The organism is Achromobacter sp. FW305-C-28, from assembly GCF_058783235.1.
In genome coordinates this window covers 247,698-267,202 of the sequence record NZ_JBYSYL010000010.1, presented here as the reverse complement: position 1 = coordinate 267,202, position 19,505 = coordinate 247,698, and the positions used below count along the sequence as shown (strand labels likewise).

Genomic DNA, 19,505 nt, shown 5'->3' with positions numbered 1-19,505 from the left:
ACCTGAAAAGTACTGATTATCAATTTTCCATATATTGGACATTCTATTGCAGCGGAACGATCATGCAGGCATCGATCTTTCGTTTTCAAGGAATGCACATGCCTCCCTCCCTGACCCCCGGCGCGCGGCTGCGCCAGCATCTGGCCCAGGACATCGTCGTTGCCCCCGGCGCCTACGACGGCATCTCGGCCCGCCTGGTGGCAGCCGCCGGCTTCAACGCGGTGTACGCCAGCGGCGGCGCCATTGCCCGCGCGGCCGGCTACCCGGACATCGGGCTGCTCAGCTTCACCGAGGTGATGGACCGCGTGGAAAAGATCGTCGACGCCAGCGGCCTGCCGGTGGTGGCCGACGCGGACACGGGATTCGGCGGCTCGGCCAATGTCGAGCGCACCGTGCGCATCATGGAACGGGCCGGCGTGGCCGCCTTTCATATCGAAGACCAGTCGTTTCCCAAGCGCTGCGGCCACCTGGACGACAAGAGCCTGGTGGATGCCGAGGAAATGTGCCGCAAGGTGCATATCGCGCGGCAGACGCTGGCCGACGCCGACACCCTGGTGATCGCGCGCACCGACGCCATCGCGGTGGAGGGCTTTGACGCGGCCATCGCGCGCGCCGAGCAATACGTGAAGGCGGGCGCCGACATGGTGTTCGTCGAAGCGCCCGAAACGCTGGAGCAGATCCGCGCCATTGCCGACCGGTTGCCCGGGCTGAAGCTCATCAACATGTTCTACGGCGGCAAGACGCCGCTGGTGCCTTTGCCCGACCTGGCGGCCATGGGCTATCGCCTGGCGATCATTCCGTCTGATCTGCAGCGCGCAGCCATTCACGCAATGCAGGCCACGCTGGCCGCCATCCGCGAGACGGGCGACAGCAGCGCGCTGGCCGACCGGCTGACCAGCTTCAAGGAACGCGAAGAAATCGTGCAGACTCGCCGTTACCTGGCGTTGGATACGCAGTAACGGCGCGCTTTGGACCGGGCGTGGAAGGCCCGGTCACGGCAATGCATCCGACAGCCGCGGCGCACCCGGTGACCACGCCGCTGCGACTGCGCGCTACCGCTGGCAGCGTTGCGGCATCGACAGTGGCCACAGCCGCTGGTTGTACGCACCGTAAAGCGTGCGGATGCCGCACTCCATGCCGACCCGCGCCACCATCGCGCCTTGCTGATCCAGGATCATCGACATGTCGCGCGTGGACACCACGGCGCGTTGACCCGAGAACGGCGTGGCGTATTGGTACACCGGGGCGATCGCCAGCTTGCCCTGGCCGTCGGCATAGCCCAGCAGGCCGCCTACGCGGGCCAGGGCCAGGCCGTCGCGCCGCAGGCCGAGGTATTCAAACACCGGACCATCGGCCACGGCCTTGTCGTTGACGGCGCGCTCGGTGCCGTTGGGCAGCGTCATGACCGCGCGGCCTTCCGAGAAGCCCGAGCCGAAGCCGGCCAGCGTCATGCGCGTCTTGCCTGTCAGGTCCGCGTAGTGGGTGATGTGCTGGCCCTGCTGCTGGTCGCGCCGCACCAGCCAGGGCGAGCCCGCCGGCCAGCTCCATTCGCCCGCGGGCAGCGTGGCCACGGTCTTGCCGTGTTCGTCGATGATGCGTGCGCCTTCGTCGTCGCTGAGCAGCGCGCGGGCGGGCTTGCCCTGGAAAGGCGTGCCCGCGACCGGGCCGGGGGCAATCTGCCAGCGGCCGGCGCCGTCCAGATAGCCGTAGCGATCGGCGCGGCGGATGGACATCCAGTTGCCCATCGGGGTGTAGCGGGCATCCTGCACGTCCAGCGCATCGGATGCATCGGGCGCGATCATCCAGCGCTGCTTCTGGCTGTAGGCCAGGTAGGCGCCGTCGTCGGTGCGCGAGACGTCCATGCCGGACTGGAACGTGGTCAGCGCGCGGCCGCTGGCGTTGATGACCGCTTGCGGCCGTTGGTAGTCCTCGCCTTTCCAGCCGGCCTGCGACACCAGCCAGAGCTTGTCGTTGACGCGCGTGGCGCCGTGATGGCTGGGCGGCACGACCCATTTGCCTTGCCGGTCGATCACGCCGACCTTGTCCGCGCCCAGTGCGGCTACGGCCTGGCCCTTTTGGAAGACGCCGATGAACTGGAACGCCGGCGCCGACACTTCCTTGCCGGCGATGAAGTCGTACAGGCCCCAGGGATCGCCTTCGGCCGCGGTCTTCAGGTAGCGCACCAGGCCGGGCGCCACGACCTCGGCTTCGAAATAGTCGGGTAGCGCATAGGTCTTGCCGGCGCGGTCGATCAGGCGCGCTTCGCCCTTGGCGTAGATCAGCGCGTAGCCGTGGCGGAAGGCGCCGATGTGCTGCTGCAAAGGCAGGTCCATCGGTTTGCCGCGGGCATCCAGCAACTGCATGCCGTCTTCGGTCTGCGCGGCGTAGCGCAGCTGGTCGGCGGCGGGCGTGTCGCCGGCCTCGTCTTTCGGGGCGTATTCATCTTCTGCGCCATCCAGCGGCAGGACGGCGGTCCAGGTCTTGTCGGTGGCTACGCTGCCATCGGCCAGCAGCAGGCCGGCGCTGCTGTCGCCGCACTGGCAGTAGCCCTGGCCCAGCAGGCCCAGCGGGCCGCCGGGCACATCCAGCGGCATGTCGCGCAGTTGCGAACCCTGCGCGGCCGCCAGGGCCTCGGGCTGCAGTATCGCGCGGCCCTCGGCATCCAGTGCATTGAACAGCTCACCGTCTTCGCCGGACAGCCACAGCTTGCCCTGGCGCAGCGCGAGCCGGCTGACTTGCGCCAGCCACGGCGGCGCGGTGTCGCCGTGCAGCCACGTGCCCTTGGGCGTGAGCAGCCCGGCGACGCGGCCCGCCGGGTCGCGGAACAGCACGTAGTTGCCTTCGTTCTCAGCGGCCGTCATGCCCGTGCCCAGGGTCACGGGTTCGGCGCGGCCAGGCACATAGGCCTTGAGCGTGTCGCCCGTGGCGTAGACCAGCGTGTCGCCGTGCAGCACCGTCGACTGCGCCTCGGCGTCGGTCAAGGTGCCCAGCGGCTGGCCGGCGGCGTCGAGCAGCGCATAGCCGCCGCGTGGCAACTGTGCGCTCCAGAACGCCTCGCCCACCTTGATGATGCGGCGATAGTCCTTGCCCTGGCCGATGACGTTGCCGGCGGTGTCGATCAGCGCCACTTCGTCTTCGCCCATGGCCAGCGCCAGGGTATCCTTGGACCGCCGGGAAATGTCGAGGTACTGGGGTTTCACGCGCCAGTTCCAGTCGCTGTCGAGCAGGCCATACCGGCCGCGCGCGTCCGCGGCGATGAACAGGTCGGGGCCGTAGCTGGACAGGATGCGGATGTCGTCGGTGGCGTAGCGGCGTTCGCCGGTGTTGGACCGGTATTCCTCGCGGTACGTGATGGCCGCCTGCGCCGGCTTGCCTTCGCCCAGCTGCACGCTTTGCACGCTGGCGTCGAGCGCCTCGCCCACGGCCTTGCCGCTGCGGTCGATCACCTGGTATTGGCCGTCCAGCGTCACCACGGCCAGCCCCGCTTCGACGAAGTCGGACGCGCTGCTGTAGCGCGGCGGCACGGCCATCTTGCCCTTGGCGTCGATGTAGCCCCACTTGCCCTTCCAGCGCACGGCGGCCAGGCCATGGTGAAAGTCACCTACCGCTTCAAATTGCGGATTGACGGCCAGCTTGCCATTGCCGTCCAGGAAGCCCCAGGCGTGCCGGCGCAGCGATTCATCGGTGGGCACGCGGTCGATCTCTTCCAGCGCCGACGGCAGCAGCACGGCGGCGCGGTTGTCGGACAGCGCGCGGATGCAGCCCAGGTCTGCGTTGCGGGTGCCGTCGCGGTCTTCGACCATGGCCGTGGTGTTGACGGCCGACGCATCGACGCAGGCGCTGCGCGCCTGGCGGTATTGGGCGTGGGCGGACAGGGAAACGCCCAGCGCGGCGACGGCGCAGGCGATGCGGGTGGCGTGAAACGCGCGTGAGGTCATGGTCATTCTGCTTTGGCGGATGCGGGGACGGGCGGCTGTTCGATCTCGGCGGCTTCGGGGCAGGTCAGCTTTTCGCGCGGCCAGGTCTGGTTCTCTTGCGCGTCCAGCACCACGATTTCGTCGCACAGCTTGCCGAACAGCGCGGTGGTCTTGCCCTGGGGGTCGATGAATTCCAGCAGGCGGCCGCGGCGCACCAGCGCGCGTTCGTCCTGGAAGTCGGAAGCCCAGCCGAAGTCCGGCGCGATCGCGTAGCGGCCGGTCAGGTCGATGTAGCCGTATTGTTCGCCGGTGCGTTGGATGCGCTGGGCCAGCGCCCGCCCATTGCGCAGCGGGCCCAGCTTGTCGAAGTAGGGGCCGACGATGCGCTTGCCGTCGGCGTTGATGAAGCCATAGCGGTCGTTCTGGCCGCGATACGGCACGACCCCTTCGCTGGCCTTGCGTTCCTCCAGCGAATACTTGCCCTTGATGCGGGTGATCTCGCGGCCCTGCAGGTCGGTGATGATGCCTTCGGACGTCTCTTCGTCGTCAAACACCAGGCGTTTCATCGACGCCAGCGGCGTGCCGTCGCCGCGCTGCGCAAGCAGCGTCTTGCCGTTTTCGTCCATCAGCCGGTAGCTCTGCCCGTCATAGACGCGGGCCAGGCCTTCGGGCTGCACGAAGAACGGATTGAATTCACCGTTCACCGCGGCGATCTTCATGTTGCCGCGCGCATCGATCGCGCCGTTGCGCGATCGGTACTGCACGTAGATCCAGTCGCCATACTGTTCCTTGCGGTCAGGGCTGCCTTCCCACAGGCGGGTCGTGCCGCCCTGGCGGTCGAACAGCAGCGTGGCGCCGTCCTGCCCTTGCCCCAGGAAGCGCCCCTGGCGCAGGTTCTGCGGCTTTTCGCGCAGCACCGGGCTGTGCTGGCCCGTACGCAAGTTGATCAGGCGATAGCCTTCGCGATAGCTGCCGGATGCCCCCTTGACCCGCGGTTCGCGTGCCAGCAGGTAGCCGTTGCCCAGGTATTCGAGTTCGTAGCTGCCGGAATACGTGGCCGGCACCACCCACTTGCCCTGGCGGTCGATGACGCCCCAGCGGTCATTGTCCTGGGCGTTGGCCCAGTCGTCCTTGAATTCCTCGATGCGTTCCAGCGTCGGCTTGACCGCCACGCTCGCGCTGCGGATGTTCCACAGGCCCCAGCGCTGGCGGCGGTTGTCGTCCTGCGTGTAGTAGTAGAGCAGGTCGCCGTCGATCTTCTCGCCGTTGACCTCCACTCGGGCGGGCAGCTTCTGCACCTGGCCGCGGGCGTCGATCAGCAAGGCTGCGCGGCGGTCCATGTCGGCCGTGCGGGCCCAGGAATACGGGCCGTCGAAACCGCGGATGCCTTCGTAGTCGGGCGGCAACAGCCAGTTGCCTTCCGCGTCGATCAGGCCTGCGCCGCGCTTGCGGGTCTTGACCACCAGCGGCGCGCTGGCGTTGTAGGTATTCATGTCGTCCCAATCCGGGTTGGTGACGATCTTGCCGGATGGCGTCAGGATGCCGGAAGGCTGCGTGTAGTCGTCGGGGCGAAGCAGCGCCAGGGGCAGTTGGGCGTTGTCTTGCGTGCCGGCCGGGGCCTCGTCCGGTGCGGCGTCGGCTGCGGTCCGGGGCGTGAATTCCGACACCCGGTAGCGGGCCAGACGCGCCGCGGTGTCGGCGTCCAGCAGCGTCGTGCCGTCGGGCCGGTAGATCTGCACCAGGCTGGCTTCGGTCTGCGTGCTGCTGCCGGTGATGTCGATCGCGGTTGCGGTGTCGGCGGCAGCTGTGGCGGCAGGGACGGCCTGGTCCGAGGCGGCATCCACCGCGGCATCGGCGACGGTGGCGGTGTCGGCGGCAGCGGTGGCCTCGGCCGGGGCCGCGGCCGAGGCGTCCGTTTCGTCCGGCGGGCGGGCGGCATCGCCGGCGCCATTGGCGGGCGGCGTCGGTGCAAAGGCATACACCCAGGCCAGGCCATTCTTGATCGTCACCTGAGGCAGGTGGCCGGGAATCTTGCGCATCTTGCCGTCGGGGAAGACCAGCATCACCGCGTCGGCGTCGCTCAGGATCTTCCAGCCGCTTCGTTCTTCCACGGCCGCGTAATTGACCGAGAAGGTGTGCAGCGTGGCCAGCTTGCCGTCGAGCAGCAGGGACGGGCCGTCGTTCTTGGCCCTGACCAGCCACAGGCCGGGCGCGACCTGCTGCACGTCGCTGTAGCGGGTGTCGGACAGCGGCGTGCCGTCGGGGCGTACGAAGACCCAGGTTTCGTCGCGGCGCACGGCGATCGTGTCGCCATCGCGTCGCGGTGGTTCGTGCGAACGCAGCACATCGGGGGCGATGGCCCAGCGGCCTTCGGCATCCAGCAGCCCCCAGGCGCCACCGTAGCGGGCGCTGCGGCGCTGCGCGGGCAGGTAACCATCGGTGGGCTTGGACAGGGCCATGACGTCGCCGGGCAGCGTCAGGGCGCGTCCGGTCGTCGTGTCGAACAGCCGTGGCGCTTGCGGCACTTCCATCGAGGCCAGTTTCTGGCCGGGCTCGAAGCCCCACGAACGCATGCCCAGCTCGAAGGTCTTGACGATCTGGCCCTGGCGATTGACCAGCACGTCGCGCTCGTCCAGTTCGACCAGCGCGGTGCCTTCGGCATTGAAGCCGGTGGCTCGCGTGAAGCGCGGCTTGATCGCCCACTCGCCGCGGGTATCGATGTAACCCCAAAGCTCGCCCTGCTGCACGGCGGCCAGCCCGTTCTGGAAGGATTCGGCTTCCTGGAAGGCGGGCGGGATTGCCATGCGCCCTTGCTTGTCGATGTAGCCCCAGGTGCCGGCCGGGTCGCTCGTCTTGCCGACCTGCACGGCTGCCAGCCCCTCGGTATAGGCGCGGTTGCAGGGCGTGTCCGGGTTGATGGCATAGGTGCTGCCGATGCACGCGCGCTGCCAGTCTCTGTCGTATTGGGCGCTGGCGGGGGCCGCATACAGGCCGGCAAGGGCCGTAGCGAGCGCCAACAGGCGGAATGAGCGAAGCCGGACGTGCCGCATGGTCGGTTTGCCTGCCAAAAAATGGGGGAAGGCAGCACTGTAACCAGCAGTAGCAGTCAAAAAACCGAGAAATGTAACGATAAAAAACGAACCGTTAATCGTCCAGCCAGGCGTCCTGGACGCGCATGCGTGACCGCACCAGTGCGCGGGCGCGCGACAGGCGGCTGCGCACTGTGCCTACCGGCAGGCCCAATTGGATGGCGGCCTCTTCATACGACAGCTCGTCCACGCAGATCAGCACCAGCAGTTCGCCCAGGTCCGGGGGCATCTCCGCCAGCGAGCGGTCCAGGATGCGGATCAGCTGCAGCAGTTCGACGCGGCTGGCCGGATCGGCTTGCAGGTCGGCTTCGTCGGTCAGCGCCGCGTCGCTCACGAAGGTGAAGCGACGTTCGGGCGAACGCGACAGGTGGTTGCGGATCAGATTGCGCGCGATGCCGAACAGCCATGTCGACGGTTTGCTCTCGCCACGGAACTGGTCGTAGCAACAGGACATTTCGACGAACGCCTGCTGCGTGATGTCGTCGGCGTCCGAGCCGTTGCCCACGTGGCGCAGCACGAAGCGCCGCAAGCGTTCGGATTCCTCGCGCACCAGCTGGCTGACCGGATCGGGTTGGGGGGAAGCGGCGTAATGGAGAGCAGGGTGCATGGTGACGGTGCAGCTGTGCATGGACGGGATGCTCGGCACGCCGGGCAGGGGCCGGCGCCTGGCTCGGGCGCGCAACGTCCCGGCGCGGAACCGGAGCGGTCCGCGCACGTTCGGATGGGCGTGGGGGGGAATTCAGTGCAGGCCTGTGATCTCCCATGGCCCCTTGCGGAAAGAGAACGCAGGACGCTGCGGAATCAGTCTACGTTTGGAAGATTCGGTAGCAAATACGACGAGCGCCGTATTTTTGGAAGACTTTTTCTTTCAGGCGCTGGGCAGGCCCAGCCGCACCGCATACGCCACGAGTTCTGCCGTGCTGTGCAGCGCGAGCTTGCGCATCAGGTTTTCGCGATGCTTGCGCGCGGTCAGCGGGCTGATGTGCAGTGCTTGCCCGATCTGTGCAGAGGTGGCGCCTTGCGCGGCCAGGGCCAGCACCTGTTGCTCGCGCCGGGTCAGGGTCTCGGCGGGGGTGGGCACGTGCTTGAGCTGGGCGCGGGCCGGCAGGCGGGCCTGCCCATCGTGCAGGCGCTGGATGGCCGCCATCAACTCGCGCGAGCTGCCGGTCTTGGTCAGGTATTCATCGGCGCCGGCCTCCAGAATGGCCTGGCGGCTGCGCGCGTCGGTATTGGCGGTCAGGACCATGATGTACAGCGACGGATGGCGTTCGCGCAGGGCGCGCACCCAGCCCGATCCCGCCACGCCCGGCATGCCCAGGTCCAGCACCAGTACATCGGCGCCATGGGCGGCCAGCAGGGCCAGCACCTGTTCGCCGGTTGCCGCCTCATCCACCGATCCGATCAGGCCGACCGCCTGGTGCATGACCATCTTCAAGCCCTCGCGCACAATGCCATGGTCGTCGGCCAGCAGGACGCGCAGCAAGGGGGGCGTAGAGGTCAGGGTCATGGCAGGCGGACGAGGGGCGGCGCCGCAAGGTTGTGTCAGAATGATGCACCATTATAGGGACCGATCAACGCGCATGACCGCCCCTTCCGCACTGCCCCCGCCCCGCTTGCCAGGCAAGCCTGACGTCGACGCCCCGGCGGTCGACGACGCCATCGCGGCCGAACTGGCGACGCTGCTCTACAAGCAGTCCCATGGCGTGCTGTTCGCCAACTTCGCCATCGTGGTGCCCGTGGCCTATGTCATGCGCGACAGCGTGCCCGTCTGGCTGCTGGCGTCGTGGGCCGCCATTCTGTATTTGCTGACTTTGCTGCGGGTGGCTGTCAGCCGTCGTTTTTCCCGGCGCGGTCCCGGACCGCTGCGGCCCTGGGTCTGGGGGTTCTGCCTGCTGTCCTGGACGTCGGGCCTCTTGTGGGGGCTGGCGGGCGTGGCCGCGGTGCTGTCGGGTCAGGACATGCTGCTGGCCTTTGGTTGCGTCATGCTGGCCGGCATGTGCAGCGGCGCCGTGCCGTCGCTGTCGGCCTATCCGCCCGCGTACGCGGGGTCGGCGCTGGGCATGGTGGCGCCCTTCATCATCGCCTGCCTGGCGGCGGCCGACGGCCTGAGCTGGGTGTATGCGGTCTTTGGCGTCTGCCTGCTGGGCGTGAACCTGTACTACAGCGCCGTCACGTATCGCAGCCTGCAGACCACGGTGGCGCTGCGCTTTGAGAACTCCGCCTTGATCCACAGCCTGGAGCGCGAGCGCGACCGGGTGGCGGCGGCCGACCGCGCCAAGACCCGCTTCCTGGCCGCAGCGGGGCACGACCTGCGCCAGCCGGTGCATGCGCTGGGCATGTTCACTGACGTGCTGGCCAGCCGCGCCGAACAGGGCAGCGTCACGCCGCAGGACGCGCTGCACGTGGCCCGTCGCCAACAGACGGTGCTGGACGGCCTGAACCGCCTGCTCGACGGCCTGCTGGACCTGTCGCGCATGGACGCGCATGCGCTGCGGGTGGAACGCCAGGCGGTGCCGCTGGATGCCGTGTTCGACGACGTGCGCCAGGACTTCGAACCGCAGGCGCGTACGCGCGGCCTGCGGCTGTCGGTGACGCCGACCACCGCAGTGGTGGATACCGATCCCGCCTTGCTGCGCCGCATCCTCGACAACCTGCTGGGCAATGCGCTGGCGTATACGCCAGCGGGCGGCGTGCTGCTGGCCGCCCGAAGGCGACGCGGCGGCGTGCTGATCCAGGTATGGGATACCGGCGTGGGCATTGCTCCCGACCTGCAGGAATCCGTGTTTGCGGAATTCACGCGCGGCGCCGCGCCGTCCGCCGTGGCCCCGAGCGGCCAGGGGCTGGGCTTGGGGCTGGCCATCGTGCGCCGGTTGACCGACTTGCTGCACGGCCAGGTGTCGCTGCGGTCCGTGCCGGGCAAGGGCTCGGTATTCTCGTTGTGGCTGCCGCCTGGCATTCCCGCAGCGCATGCCGCCGGCGATAAATAATCAGTTGAACGCCGGCCGCGCCGGCCCTGTAATAGCGCAAGCTGCCCGCGCGTGCGGGCGTTGACGTTTCCCATCAGAGGTCCGCCATGCCTGCCGCCCCGTCCGCCCCGTCCGCTCATCCCGCCATTGCACGCAACCTGTGGGTCATGGTGCTGGCCGGCGGCATCGTCATGGGCCTGGCGCTGGGCGTGCGGCATGTGCAGGGCCTGTTCCTCTTGCCCATCACGATGGACCGCGGCTGGTCGCGCGAAACCTTCGCCATCGCGTTGGCGGTGCAGAACCTGACCTGGGGCGTGGCGCAGCCGTTCACCGGCATGATCGCCGACCGCTACGGCTCGGCCAAGGTCATCCTGGGCGGTTTGGTGTTCTATGCCCTGGGCCTGGTCGGCATGGCGCACGCTGCCAGCCCGGCGGCCTTCATGTGGACCGCCGGCATCTGCATCGGCATCGCCTTGTCCGGCACCGCGTTCGCCGTCATCTACGGCGTGCTGAGCCGGCTGGTGCCGGCCGACAGGCGCGGCTGGGCGCTGGGCGTGGCCGGCGCGATCGGCGGCTTGGGGCAATTCACGCTGGTGCCGGCGGCGCAATGGCTGATCGGCGGCTGGGGCTGGGTCACCGCGCTGCTGACGTTCTCCGTGGTGCTGGCGGTGGTACTGCCGCTGGCGTGGCCCTTGAAGGAAACGGCCCGGCGCGACGCGCAGCCCGCGGGGGCGGGTACCGCGGCCGCCAAACCGTCCGACCTGCCCATGGGCGCCGCCATTCGCGAAGCGTTCGCCCAACCCGGCTTCTGGCTGCTGAACCTGGGCTTCCTGGCCTGCGGCTTCCAGCTGGCGTTCATCGGCACGCACCTGCCGGCCTACCTGATGGACAAGGGCCTGCGCGCCGCCGACGCGGTCGCGGCCCTGGCCATCATCGCGCTGACCAATGTCATCGGCACCTATGTCTGCGGCCTCCTGGGCGCGCATCATCGCCGCAAGTACCTGCTGGCCGGCATCTATCTGCTGCGCACCGCGGCCATGGCGCTGTTCTTCCTGTTGCCGCTGTCCACCGGGTCGGTCTATGCGTTCGCGGCCGTCATGGGGTTCGTGTGGCTGGGCACGGTGCCGCTCACCAACGGGCTGATCGCGCAAGTCTTCGGCGTGCGCTACATCACCACCCTGTTCGGCTTCGTTTTCTTTGGCCATCAGGTGGGGTCGTTCCTGGGCGTGTGGCTGGGCGGCGTGGTGTTCGAAGCCACGCATTCCTACGACCTGATCTGGCTGGGGGCGATGGCGCTGGGGGTGTTGTCGGCCGTGTTGCACTGGCCCATCGACGACCGCGAACTGCCCCGCGTGCGGACGGCGATGGCCGGCTGATGGGGCCATGGCTGGCCTGGTGCCGGGGGGGACCGCGCTGCGTGAGGGAACGGGAATCCGCGTTATAACCGTGCCGTGCGCCGCGTTGGCGCAGGCCATTGCGGCAAGGAGCCCGGCATGCAGATTGAATCCCGTTGGCTGTTCCCCTGCGAACCGCGCCATGTCTGGCCGCATTTCCTGCATGCCCGCATGGACGATACCCGGCCGCTGCTGTTCCGGCTGGGCGTTCCCAAGCCGATCAGTTGCAAGGTGCTGGAAGGCGTGGCGGCCGTGGGCAACACGCGCCAATGCACCACCGACCGGGGCACCATCGACCAGCGCATCCTGATATTGCAGCCCGACGAACGCCTGCGCTATCAGATGCAGCACAGCACCGTCTGGTGCGCGGATTGGGTCGGCACGCTGGTGGATACCTTTGAACTGCGCGCGGTGCCGGGACAGGGCACCGAAGTGCGCCGTACCACCCAGTTCGAGGCCGCGGGCAGCCTGCGCTGGGTCAAGCAGATCAGCCTGTGGGCCGGCTTGCGCCAGGCCCACGCCTACGCCAGTCGCAACTGGCGCCGGCTGGCGTTGCAAGCGCAGTCAGCAGAAGCACAGGCCGCGCTCAGCGGTGCCCCAGCGCGCTGACGATATCCGGCAATCGGGCCGCGGCCTGCTCGTGCAGCTGGGCATACAGGCTGTTGCCGTGCGCATCGATCGCCACAGTGGCCGGCCCCAGGTGTTCGACGTCCAGCGTCAGCAGCCGGAATTGCGATATGTATTCGGGCCAGTGCATGGCCGCCACCCGCCGTAGCGATCGCGACAGCAGGTTGACCCCACCGCCCAGGAACGACAGGTACGCGCAGCCGGACTCGCGCATCGCCTGTGCGCTGGCCGCGTCCAGGCCACCCTTGCCGCCCACCAGCCGCAGGCCCAGGCCGCGGATCAGCGTTGGCATCCACGGGTTGTAGCGCGTGCTGGTGCTGGGGTTGAGATACAGCGGCACCGGCCCGTCGGCGGTCTCGTCGACATAGGTGCTCAAGTGAAAGAACGCGCCGCCTTGCAGATCGATCGGGGGCGCCTCGCCCCGGGCGACCAGTTCGGCCAGGCGGCGGTGGGTCGGCAGGCCGATGCTGACGGTGATCTGGCCCGACAGGCACACCATGTCGCCCAGTTTCAAGTCCAGCACCTGTGCGGGCGCCAATGGCAATTGCAGGGTTCGGATGGCGGGCATGGTCAGTCCTCGAAAAATTCGACGCGGCCATCGCCATGGATGCGGGCCGCGGTGCGCCGGTTGATCCAGCAGTTCAGGCACACGGCCACCGGCACGAAGCCGTGGCTGGCCGCGTAGTCCACGTGTACCGCCATGACGGAGGTATCGCCGCCCGTGCCCATGGGGCCGAACCCCATCGCATTGACGGCATCGCGCAGGCGCTGTTCCATGCGCGCCAGCGCGGGTTCCGGATTGGTCTGGCCAAAGGGTCGCAGCACCTGTTCCTTGGCCAGGCGCGCGGCGTAGTCGAAGGTGCCGCCGATACCCACTCCGATCACCAGCGGCAGGCAAGGCTGCGAGCCGGCGCGCAGCACGGTGTCCAGCACGAAGCGCTCGATCTGCTCCAGCGTGGGGTAGACGAACGCGTCGATGGCTTCCCAGCGGCCGGTGCCCATCGCCTTGGGGGCACAGACGATATCCATGTAGTCGGCGTCATCGAGCAGGTCGACGCTGACGATCGGCATGTCCTTGCCGGCATAGCTGCGTTCATGGGTCAGAGGGTGGGTGACCATCTTCAGGATCGGCGGCGAGATGTGGGCCGCCAGATCGGCGAAGCCGTCGCGGATGGCGGCGCGCACCGGGCCGTCGAACTGCACGCGCGTGCCGATCTTCAGGCTATAGGTCGGAATGCCCACGTCGGTGCACACCAGGGCGTCATCGCGCTGGGCGCCATCGGCGCTTTCCAGCATGATCGCCAACGTGGCCCGGCCGGTAGGGCTGGTTTCCGTGCGGGTCGCCCGCTGTAAAAAGGCGCGGGTGTCGCGCGGGATCGCCTTGAGCGAGCGTTCGTAGAGCTGTGCCGTGACGCGTTTGATCGTCGCGCTGCTGATGGGCATCATGGGTTCCAGAAAAAAAGGGTCAGCCCAGGACAGCAGGGCTGACCCTGGGGCGTGGGGATTCGTGCCGGAAGGCCGAGCGGGTTCCACCGTGGCCAGATTTCGGCAGGAGAAATCCCGCCAGAAAATGCTGGACGGCAAAGGCGGCTTGAGGACAATGGGCAGACCTTGTTTCTGCTGCCGACGCTTCCATGAATCAGACTTCCATTTCTGCCCGCCGTATTGCCATCATCGGGGCCGGCGCCATCGGCGGCCATTTCGCCGCGCGCCTGGCCCTGGCCGGGCATCGCGTGTCGATGCTGGCGCGCGGCGCCACCTTGCAGGCGTTGAGCGCATCGGGCCTGCGTTACGCCGCACCCGACGAACCTGAACGCACCGTGCCCGTGAACGCCTTTGCAGACTGCGCCGCCATGGGCCCGCAAGACCTGGTGGTCATCGCGCTCAAGTCGCATGCCCTGCCGGGTGTGGTCGATTCGCTTGCGCCGCTGATCGGTCCCGAAACCGTCGTGCTGCCCGTCGGCAACGGGCTGCCATGGTGGTATTTCCTGACGCCCGGCAACCCGCTGCAAGGGTTGCGCCTGGCCAGCGTCGACCCCGACGGCCGCATCGAACGCGCCTTGCCGCTGGGGCAGGTGCTGGGCGGCAGCGTGATGGCGTCGTGCAGTTGCCCGGCCCCCGGTGTGGTGCGGCACCATAGCGGCGGCAAGGTCGTCATCGGCGAACCCGCCGGTGGTGCCAGCGACCGCGCCAGCGATTGGGCGCAGGTGCTGACGGCGGCCGGCTTGCCCACCGCGGCCAGCACGGACATCCGCCGCGACTTGTGGATGAAGCTGCTGGGCAACGCGTGTTCCAACCCGCTCAGCCTCATTACCCAGGCCACCACCGATCGCATCGTCGACAACCCCGGCACCCGGGCCGTGTTCAAGAACCTGCTGACCGAATGCCTGGCGCTGGGCCGCCGCGCGGGCCTGACGCTGGACGTCGACGTCCAGCAGCGCATCGCCCAGACGCGCCAGCTGGGCGCCATCAAGACCTCGATGCTGCAAGACCTGGAAGCCGGCCGCTGGGTCGAACTGGACGCCATCCTGGCCGCGCCGCTCGAGTGCGCGGCACGGCTGGAATTCGATGCGCCCTGGCTGAAGACGGTGTTTGCGCTGGCCGGGTTGCGGGCCGCGCAAGCGGGCTTGTATGGAGACCATGGCGTACCGGGCTGAGCGTCAGGCGCGGCCGTAGTCGGCGGCATTGGCCACCCAGCCTTTGCCGATGAAATCCTGGCGGGGCGGCGAGAATACGTCGATCAACAGGTGCCGCCCCGGCCCCACGCCTTCGGTGGTGTGGATCATCTGCACGGGAATCGTCATCATCGATGCGGGTCCGGCTTGCAGGTGCCGGTCGTCGCGCCATTGGTCGGCGTTCGGGCCCCATTGCACCCGCAGGTGGTGAATGAAGTGCCCGTCGATGGCCAGCGACCCCTGTTCGAAATCGGCATGGCTGTGCGGGCTGAGGCTGCTGCGGTCGCGTGCGTTCTGGTATTCCACCCAGTTGATGCTCAGGGTTTCGGTCTGCAGCATCTTCAGCCGCGGCTTGTCGGCCGGCGGGCGGATCGCATCGATGGCAATCACCTGCAATTCGCCCTGGCCGTGCGTACGCCGGTAGCCGCTATCGCCGGCGATGATGCGAGGGTCAGGCACCGCGTAGTCGGACGCGTTGGCGATGCTGTCCGGCGCCAGGTCCGGGCGTGACGACGCGAGCAGGGCGGCGCGCGCGTTGGGCTTGAGCTGCACCGTCGCGTCGCCGGCAGGCAAGACACAGACGCTGCGGCCGGGCACGGCTTGCCAGTCGCCGTTGCCCACGCGCACCTGTGCGCCGTCATCGGGCAGCAACAGCAGCATTTCGTGGCCGCTGCGGGCGGGATAGGGCGTTTCGCGACCTTCCAGCCACTGCACGAAGAAATTCTGGCCGCGTGCGACGGCACCAGGCGCCAGGCCATAGACGGCAGTCTCGCGGACGCCATTGTCGGAAAGCGTAGTCATGTGGGGAATCCGTGGTGTGTAGAAAAGGAAGGGAGTCGGTCGGGCCTCACGCGCATCAGTCGCGCCGCGGGCTGGGCCGGCCCAGCACGTCCAGGGGGCCGACCGTCGCGTAGCGGTTGCCGTCCAGGCGGGTCAGGGGTTCGGTGCGGGCCGTGTCGAAATAGCCGTCGGCATCGACATAGCGGTCGTCCAGGTGTACGCCCACCACCAGGCCAAAGACGACGTTGCTGCGGGTGTCGCCCGGGCCGATGGGGTCGATGTCGATGATGCGCAGCAGCCGGCATTCCATGCTGGCCGGCGACGCTGCCACGCGCGGGGGCTTCACCAGCACGCTGGGCGCCTTGGCCAGGCCGGCCAGTTCGAACTCGTCGACCCCGCGCGGCGCATTGAACGAGCTGGCGTTCATGGGCTGGCGTAACGACCAGGTCACCAGGTTGGTGACGAATTCGCCGGTTTCACGCACGTTCGCGATGGTGTCCTTTTCAGGGCGGTCGGCCGGCGCATTGCACGAGAACATCACGACCGGCGGCGCGGTGGACACCAGGTTGAAATGGGAAAACGGCGCCAGGTTGACGCGGCCCAGGGTATCGACGGTGCTGATCCAGCCGATGGGGCGCGGCGCCACGATGGCGTTGAACAGCGTGCGCTTGAAGCCAGGGGTGGCGGCGAGGTCCAGGAACATCGTCGTTTCTCCGGGTCAATCGCGCGTGTTGGGCTTGGCGAACACGCGCTTGCCGGTCTGGTACAGCACCGCATCGCGCTCGGCGTCGGTCAGCAATGCCGTGGCCGCCAGCATGCGCTGCACCATGTCCTGGTAGGTGCCGGATGACGTGCCGATGTCCGACCCCCACATGATGCGGTCGGCGCCGAACAGATCGACCGCGCTGCGCAGCGCCTGGTCGGCGGGCAGGTCGGCTTCGCGGTACAGGTCCAGGTTGATCGAGGTGAACTTGAAGTAGATGTTGGGTTCGGCGGCGAGCGGCTCGAAGCGTTCGTCCAGGCCGAAGTTCGCGTCTTCGGCTTCGGGTTCCAGCATGTGGTCCAGCACTACCCGCAATCGGGGATGGCGCCGCGCCAGCGCGATGATGGCGGGCACCGATGGCCCGCCGCCGCCGGCGGCCAGCACTTCGATGTCCATCACGATGCCGTGTTCGTCGGCCACCGCCCACGCCTGCAGCGCGCGGGGAGAATCCAGCCACGGCATGCTGCCGTCGGCCTCGCGGCCGCCGAACAGGCGCACGCCGACCAGGTCGTGTCGCGCAATATAAGACCGGATCAGGTCTGGCGTGCCGGCGTCTTCGGCGTCAAGAATGACGACGGCGGAAAACGTGTCGGGATGCGCGTCGGACGAATCCAGGATGTAGCGGTTGTCGTAGCGGTAGACCATGCGCTTTTGCACCGCCACCGCGCCTTCCACGCCGGCTTGGCGCATCCAGGGCAGCATGCGGGATACGTCCGGGATTTCGTTGATCGGGTGGTCGCCATGCTTGCCGCCAGGCAGCCCGATCACGCCAGGCGGGCGCGGCGGCGCCAGCGGCGAACGCTTCATGGGATTGCGCGGATAGCGGGCCTGGTCGTCGGCGACCAGATGGGCGTGCGAATCGAAGATCCGCTGGGCGGAACGCGGCGAAGAACGGGGGGTTTCTGGGTGGGCGGGCATTGTTTGTCTCCATGCAACGGCGCCAATCCTCCCACGCGGCCAGCCGCCATCCAAGCACGTTTCCGAAACTTTCCGCGTGGCGAAATCACGCGTTTGGGGTCGACGCGTAAGACCAATCCCAGGCCCCGATTCCGCCACGCGAAATGTCCAAGATTCGCGCTTGGAAAGGGGCACGCGGCCGGCATAGCATGGCTCGCCGTGGAGGGCCTGCGCCCGCCGCGCAACCATCACATAAAGGCCGGCACCGCGCCCGGCCAGCCAGCAGCAACGGAGACGACATGGAATCAAAAGCGGCCATTGGGGCCAGCGCCTACAGCGCGCAAGACGAAAGCCTGATCAAGCAGGTGTGGTGGCGCATCATGCCGCTCATCCTGGTGACCTACCTGGTCTCCATCATCGACAAGGCCAACGTCAGCTTTGCCAAGCTGCAGATGGTGAGCCAGATCGGCCTGTCCGAAACCGCCTATGGCCTGGCCTCGTCGCTGTTCTTCATCGGCTACCTGCTGTTCGAGATTCCCAGCGCGCTGGCGGTGCACCGCTACGGCGCGCCCAAATGGTTCTTCCGCATCATCCTCAGCTGGGGCATTGCCACGGTACTCATCGCCTACGTGGCCTCGGGGTCGGCCTTTGCCGCGCTGCGGTTCCTGGTCGGCGCGGCCGAGGCCGGCCTGTACCCGGGCGTGGTCTATTACCTGTCGGTGTGGTTTCCTCGCCGCTACCAGATCCGCGCGCTGGCACTGCTGACGCTGGGCAGCGCCCTGGGCAACATGCTGGGCTCGGCATTCGGCGGACTGCTGCTGTCGCTCGATGGCCTGTGGGGCCACGCGGGCTGGCAATGGGTGTTCCTGGTGACCGGCGTAATGGCGTTGGCGCTGGCGCCGGTGGTGCTGTGGCTCTTGCCGCGCAACATCGAAAAGGCCGCCTTCCTGGCGCCGCAACAACGTGACAGGCTGGCGCAGATGGTCGCTGCCGAAGCCCCCGCGGCCCGTCACGAAGGCAGCGTGTGGGCCGTGTTGAGCGACCGCAAGGTGCTGGTGCTGGGCGCCGCCTACGCGCTGCTGCTGACGTCGCTGTACGGCATCATCTATTGGCTGCCCACCGTCATCAAGGGCTTTGGCGTGTCCAACAGCTTGAACGGTCTCTTGACCATGGTGCCTTGGGCCTTCACCGGCGCGCTGCTCTTGACGGTGCCGCGCCTGCTCAAGAGCGAACGCCATGTGCAACTGGCTGCCGCCGTCATCGGCGCGGTCGGCGGGCTGGCGTTCCTGACCAGCCTGCTGGTCGCCGACCCGGTGGTGCGCTACATCGCCATCGTGCTGGGCACGCCCTGCACGTCGTTGCTGTTGCCGTGCTTTTGGTCGCTGCCGTCCAAGTATTTCAGCGGCCGGCGCGCCGCCGCCAGCCTGGCCGCCATCAGCTGCGTTGGCAACCTGGGCGGGTTCCTGGCGCAGAACGCCATGCCGTGGTTGGGCAAGACGCTGGGCCACCCCAGCTATGCCATGCTGCTGCCCGCGTTCTGCCTGCTGCTGGTTGGCGTCATCGCGTTCATCCTCCGCGCCACCGCCACCCGCCAGCCGGCGCCGCTGGCTTCCTGATCCCTGTTTCCGCCCATCGCCATGCCTATCGACTCCCGCATTCCTGCTTCCCGCCAGACCGGTACCTTCGTCAAGACTGGGGCCCCGCAAATCCTCGAGATCCTGGGCGGCGCCGGGCTGGATTTCGCCGTCGTCGACGCCGAACATGCACCGTTCGATCGCGCCACCCTCGACATCCTGGTGATCGCCGCGCGGTCGGTCAGCTTGCCGCTGTTCGTGCGCATACCTGACGTGGCGCCGGCCACCATCCAGTCCGCGTTGGACCTGGGCGTGGATGGCTTGCTGGTGCCCCATGTGGATTCCGCAGAGGCGGCGCGTGCCGTGGTGGGCCGCAGCCGGTTCATCGGCGGCGAGCGGGGGTTTTCCAGTTCGCCGCGGTTTGCAGGCTACGGCGCACTCGGCATGAAAAAGGCCGTCCAGGCCGGCGACGGCACGGCCATCATGTGCCAGATCGAAAGCCGCGCGGGCTGTGACGCCGCGCGCGACATCGCCGCGGTCGACGGCGTGTCCGGGCTGTTCGTCGGCCGCGCCGATCTTGCCCTATCCATGGGCCTGACCGATGCCCGCGCTCCCGAGGTCATGCAGGCCACGGTGGACATTCTTGCCATTGCCCGCCAAGCCGGCAAGATTGCGGGCGTTGCGCTGGGCGATGCCGCCGAGCGCACAGAGTTCGAAAGCATGGGCGCCAGCTGGTTCGTGGTGGGTTCGGACCAATCTCTATTGCGCAAAGGCGCGCTATCCCTGATGCTCTGACGAAACTGCGATAATTCGCGTTTTCGAC

16 protein-coding genes are annotated in these 19,505 nt (G+C 67.9%); 7 read left to right on the top strand and 9 right to left on the bottom strand.

Going from position 1 to position 19,505, the window contains the following annotated elements; translation table 11 throughout:
* Positions 1-98: 98 nt before the first annotated feature.
* Complete coding sequence (locus tag AC3WMR_RS23545; protein ID WP_492264994.1) at positions 99-959, top strand: isocitrate lyase/PEP mutase family protein; 861 nt, start codon at positions 99-101, stop codon at positions 957-959.
* Positions 960-1,052: 93 nt separating this feature from the next.
* Here AC3WMR_RS23545 and AC3WMR_RS23540 read toward each other — a convergent pair whose 3' ends face one another.
* The 4 genes from AC3WMR_RS23540 to AC3WMR_RS23525 form a co-directional block, all read right to left on the bottom strand.
* Positions 1,053-3,938, bottom strand: coding sequence for a WG repeat-containing protein (locus AC3WMR_RS23540; protein WP_492264995.1), 2,886 nt, complete (start codon positions 3,936-3,938; stop codon positions 1,053-1,055).
* A 2-nt stretch (positions 3,939-3,940) separates the two neighbouring features.
* The gene (locus AC3WMR_RS23535) at positions 3,941-6,967 is read right to left on the bottom strand and encodes a WG repeat-containing protein (protein WP_492281591.1); all 3,027 of its coding nucleotides are present in this window, start codon (positions 6,965-6,967) and stop codon (positions 3,941-3,943) included.
* 94 nt (positions 6,968-7,061) lie between these two features.
* Positions 7,062-7,634 carry an RNA polymerase sigma factor gene (locus AC3WMR_RS23530; protein WP_492264997.1) on the bottom strand — a complete coding sequence of 191 codons (573 nt, stop codon included), beginning with the start codon at positions 7,632-7,634 and terminating at the stop codon, positions 7,062-7,064.
* A gap of 240 nt (positions 7,635-7,874) precedes the next feature.
* Positions 7,875-8,513: a response regulator gene (locus AC3WMR_RS23525; RefSeq protein WP_492264998.1), complete on the bottom strand. Its 639-nt coding sequence runs from the start codon at positions 8,511-8,513 to the stop codon at positions 7,875-7,877.
* A 73-nt stretch (positions 8,514-8,586) separates the two neighbouring features.
* Between AC3WMR_RS23525 and AC3WMR_RS23520 the strand changes: the two genes are divergently transcribed.
* The 3 genes from AC3WMR_RS23520 (at position 8,587) to AC3WMR_RS23510 (ending at position 11,975) form a co-directional block, all read left to right on the top strand.
* Positions 8,587-9,993: a sensor histidine kinase gene (locus AC3WMR_RS23520; RefSeq protein WP_492264999.1), complete on the top strand. Its 1,407-nt coding sequence runs from the start codon at positions 8,587-8,589 to the stop codon at positions 9,991-9,993.
* A gap of 86 nt (positions 9,994-10,079) precedes the next feature.
* Positions 10,080-11,348 carry an MFS transporter gene (locus AC3WMR_RS23515; RefSeq protein ID WP_492265000.1) on the top strand — a complete coding sequence of 423 codons (1,269 nt, stop codon included), beginning with the start codon at positions 10,080-10,082 and terminating at the stop codon, positions 11,346-11,348.
* Between the two features lie 117 nt (positions 11,349-11,465).
* Positions 11,466-11,975, top strand: a complete 510-nt coding sequence (locus tag AC3WMR_RS23510; protein ID WP_492265001.1) for an SRPBCC family protein — start codon at positions 11,466-11,468, stop codon at positions 11,973-11,975.
* On the opposite strand, the gene AC3WMR_RS23505 is transcribed toward AC3WMR_RS23510, so the two are convergent.
* Both AC3WMR_RS23505 and AC3WMR_RS23500 read right to left on the bottom strand, forming a co-directional pair.
* Complete coding sequence (locus AC3WMR_RS23505; RefSeq protein WP_492265002.1) at positions 11,953-12,561, bottom strand: fumarate hydratase C-terminal domain-containing protein; 609 nt, start codon at positions 12,559-12,561, stop codon at positions 11,953-11,955. The two genes, AC3WMR_RS23510 and AC3WMR_RS23505, sit on opposite strands and share 23 nt — an antisense overlap.
* Positions 12,562-12,563: 2 nt before the next feature.
* The gene (locus AC3WMR_RS23500; RefSeq protein ID WP_492281590.1) at positions 12,564-13,436 is read right to left on the bottom strand and encodes a fumarate hydratase; all 873 of its coding nucleotides are present in this window, start codon (positions 13,434-13,436) and stop codon (positions 12,564-12,566) included.
* A 191-nt stretch (positions 13,437-13,627) separates the two neighbouring features.
* Here AC3WMR_RS23500 and AC3WMR_RS23495 point away from each other — a divergent pair, with 191 nt between their 5' ends.
* On the top strand, positions 13,628-14,650 hold the full coding sequence (locus AC3WMR_RS23495; protein ID WP_492265004.1) for a ketopantoate reductase family protein: 1,023 nt from the start codon (positions 13,628-13,630) through the stop codon (positions 14,648-14,650).
* A 3-nt stretch (positions 14,651-14,653) separates the two neighbouring features.
* Here the strand turns inward: AC3WMR_RS23495 and AC3WMR_RS23490 are convergent, their stop codons facing one another.
* The 3 genes from AC3WMR_RS23490 to AC3WMR_RS23480 are packed head-to-tail and all read right to left on the bottom strand — an operon-like array spanning position 14,654 to position 17,129.
* Entirely contained in the window at positions 14,654-15,469 is an 816-nt protein-coding gene (locus tag AC3WMR_RS23490; RefSeq protein ID WP_492265005.1) for a cupin domain-containing protein, read from the bottom strand.
* Positions 15,470-15,524: 55 nt separating this feature from the next.
* A complete protein-coding gene (locus AC3WMR_RS23485; RefSeq protein WP_492265006.1) occupies positions 15,525-16,151 on the bottom strand; it encodes a flavin reductase family protein in 627 nt (208 codons plus the stop codon).
* A 15-nt stretch (positions 16,152-16,166) separates the two neighbouring features.
* Entirely contained in the window at positions 16,167-17,129 is a 963-nt protein-coding gene (locus tag AC3WMR_RS23480; protein ID WP_492265007.1) for an amidohydrolase family protein, read from the bottom strand.
* A 278-nt stretch (positions 17,130-17,407) separates the two neighbouring features.
* Here AC3WMR_RS23480 and AC3WMR_RS23475 point away from each other — a divergent pair, with 278 nt between their 5' ends.
* Complete coding sequence (locus AC3WMR_RS23475; protein WP_492265008.1) at positions 17,408-18,724, top strand: MFS transporter; 1,317 nt, start codon at positions 17,408-17,410, stop codon at positions 18,722-18,724.
* A 21-nt stretch (positions 18,725-18,745) separates the two neighbouring features.
* Positions 18,746-19,477, top strand: coding sequence for an HpcH/HpaI aldolase family protein (locus AC3WMR_RS23470; protein ID WP_492265009.1), 732 nt, complete (start codon positions 18,746-18,748; stop codon positions 19,475-19,477).
* Positions 19,478-19,505 lie beyond the last annotated feature (28 nt).

What these genes read in the sequence shown, in the direction of transcription:
- AC3WMR_RS23545 (WP_492264994.1), top strand. Translation starts at nt 99, where the DNA reads ATGCCTCCCTCCCTGACCCCCGGCGCGCGGCTGCGCCAGCATCTGGCC.
- AC3WMR_RS23540 (WP_492264995.1), bottom strand. Translation starts at nt 3,938, where the DNA reads ATGACCTCACGCGCGTTTCACGCCACCCGCATCGCCTGCGCCGTCGCC.
- AC3WMR_RS23535 (WP_492281591.1), bottom strand. Translation starts at nt 6,967, where the DNA reads ATGCGGCACGTCCGGCTTCGCTCATTCCGCCTGTTGGCGCTCGCTACG.
- AC3WMR_RS23530 (WP_492264997.1), bottom strand. Translation starts at nt 7,634, where the DNA reads ATGCACAGCTGCACCGTCACCATGCACCCTGCTCTCCATTACGCCGCT.
- AC3WMR_RS23525 (WP_492264998.1), bottom strand. Translation starts at nt 8,513, where the DNA reads ATGACCCTGACCTCTACGCCCCCCTTGCTGCGCGTCCTGCTGGCCGAC.
- AC3WMR_RS23520 (WP_492264999.1), top strand. Translation starts at nt 8,587, where the DNA reads ATGACCGCCCCTTCCGCACTGCCCCCGCCCCGCTTGCCAGGCAAGCCT.
- AC3WMR_RS23515 (WP_492265000.1), top strand. Translation starts at nt 10,080, where the DNA reads ATGCCTGCCGCCCCGTCCGCCCCGTCCGCTCATCCCGCCATTGCACGC.
- AC3WMR_RS23510 (WP_492265001.1), top strand. Translation starts at nt 11,466, where the DNA reads ATGCAGATTGAATCCCGTTGGCTGTTCCCCTGCGAACCGCGCCATGTC.
- AC3WMR_RS23505 (WP_492265002.1), bottom strand. Translation starts at nt 12,561, where the DNA reads ATGCCCGCCATCCGAACCCTGCAATTGCCATTGGCGCCCGCACAGGTG.
- AC3WMR_RS23500 (WP_492281590.1), bottom strand. Translation starts at nt 13,436, where the DNA reads ATGCCCATCAGCAGCGCGACGATCAAACGCGTCACGGCACAGCTCTAC.
- AC3WMR_RS23495 (WP_492265004.1), top strand. Translation starts at nt 13,628, where the DNA reads ATGAATCAGACTTCCATTTCTGCCCGCCGTATTGCCATCATCGGGGCC.
- AC3WMR_RS23490 (WP_492265005.1), bottom strand. Translation starts at nt 15,469, where the DNA reads ATGACTACGCTTTCCGACAATGGCGTCCGCGAGACTGCCGTCTATGGC.
- AC3WMR_RS23485 (WP_492265006.1), bottom strand. Translation starts at nt 16,151, where the DNA reads ATGTTCCTGGACCTCGCCGCCACCCCTGGCTTCAAGCGCACGCTGTTC.
- AC3WMR_RS23480 (WP_492265007.1), bottom strand. Translation starts at nt 17,129, where the DNA reads ATGCCCGCCCACCCAGAAACCCCCCGTTCTTCGCCGCGTTCCGCCCAG.
- AC3WMR_RS23475 (WP_492265008.1), top strand. Translation starts at nt 17,408, where the DNA reads ATGGAATCAAAAGCGGCCATTGGGGCCAGCGCCTACAGCGCGCAAGAC.
- AC3WMR_RS23470 (WP_492265009.1), top strand. Translation starts at nt 18,746, where the DNA reads ATGCCTATCGACTCCCGCATTCCTGCTTCCCGCCAGACCGGTACCTTC.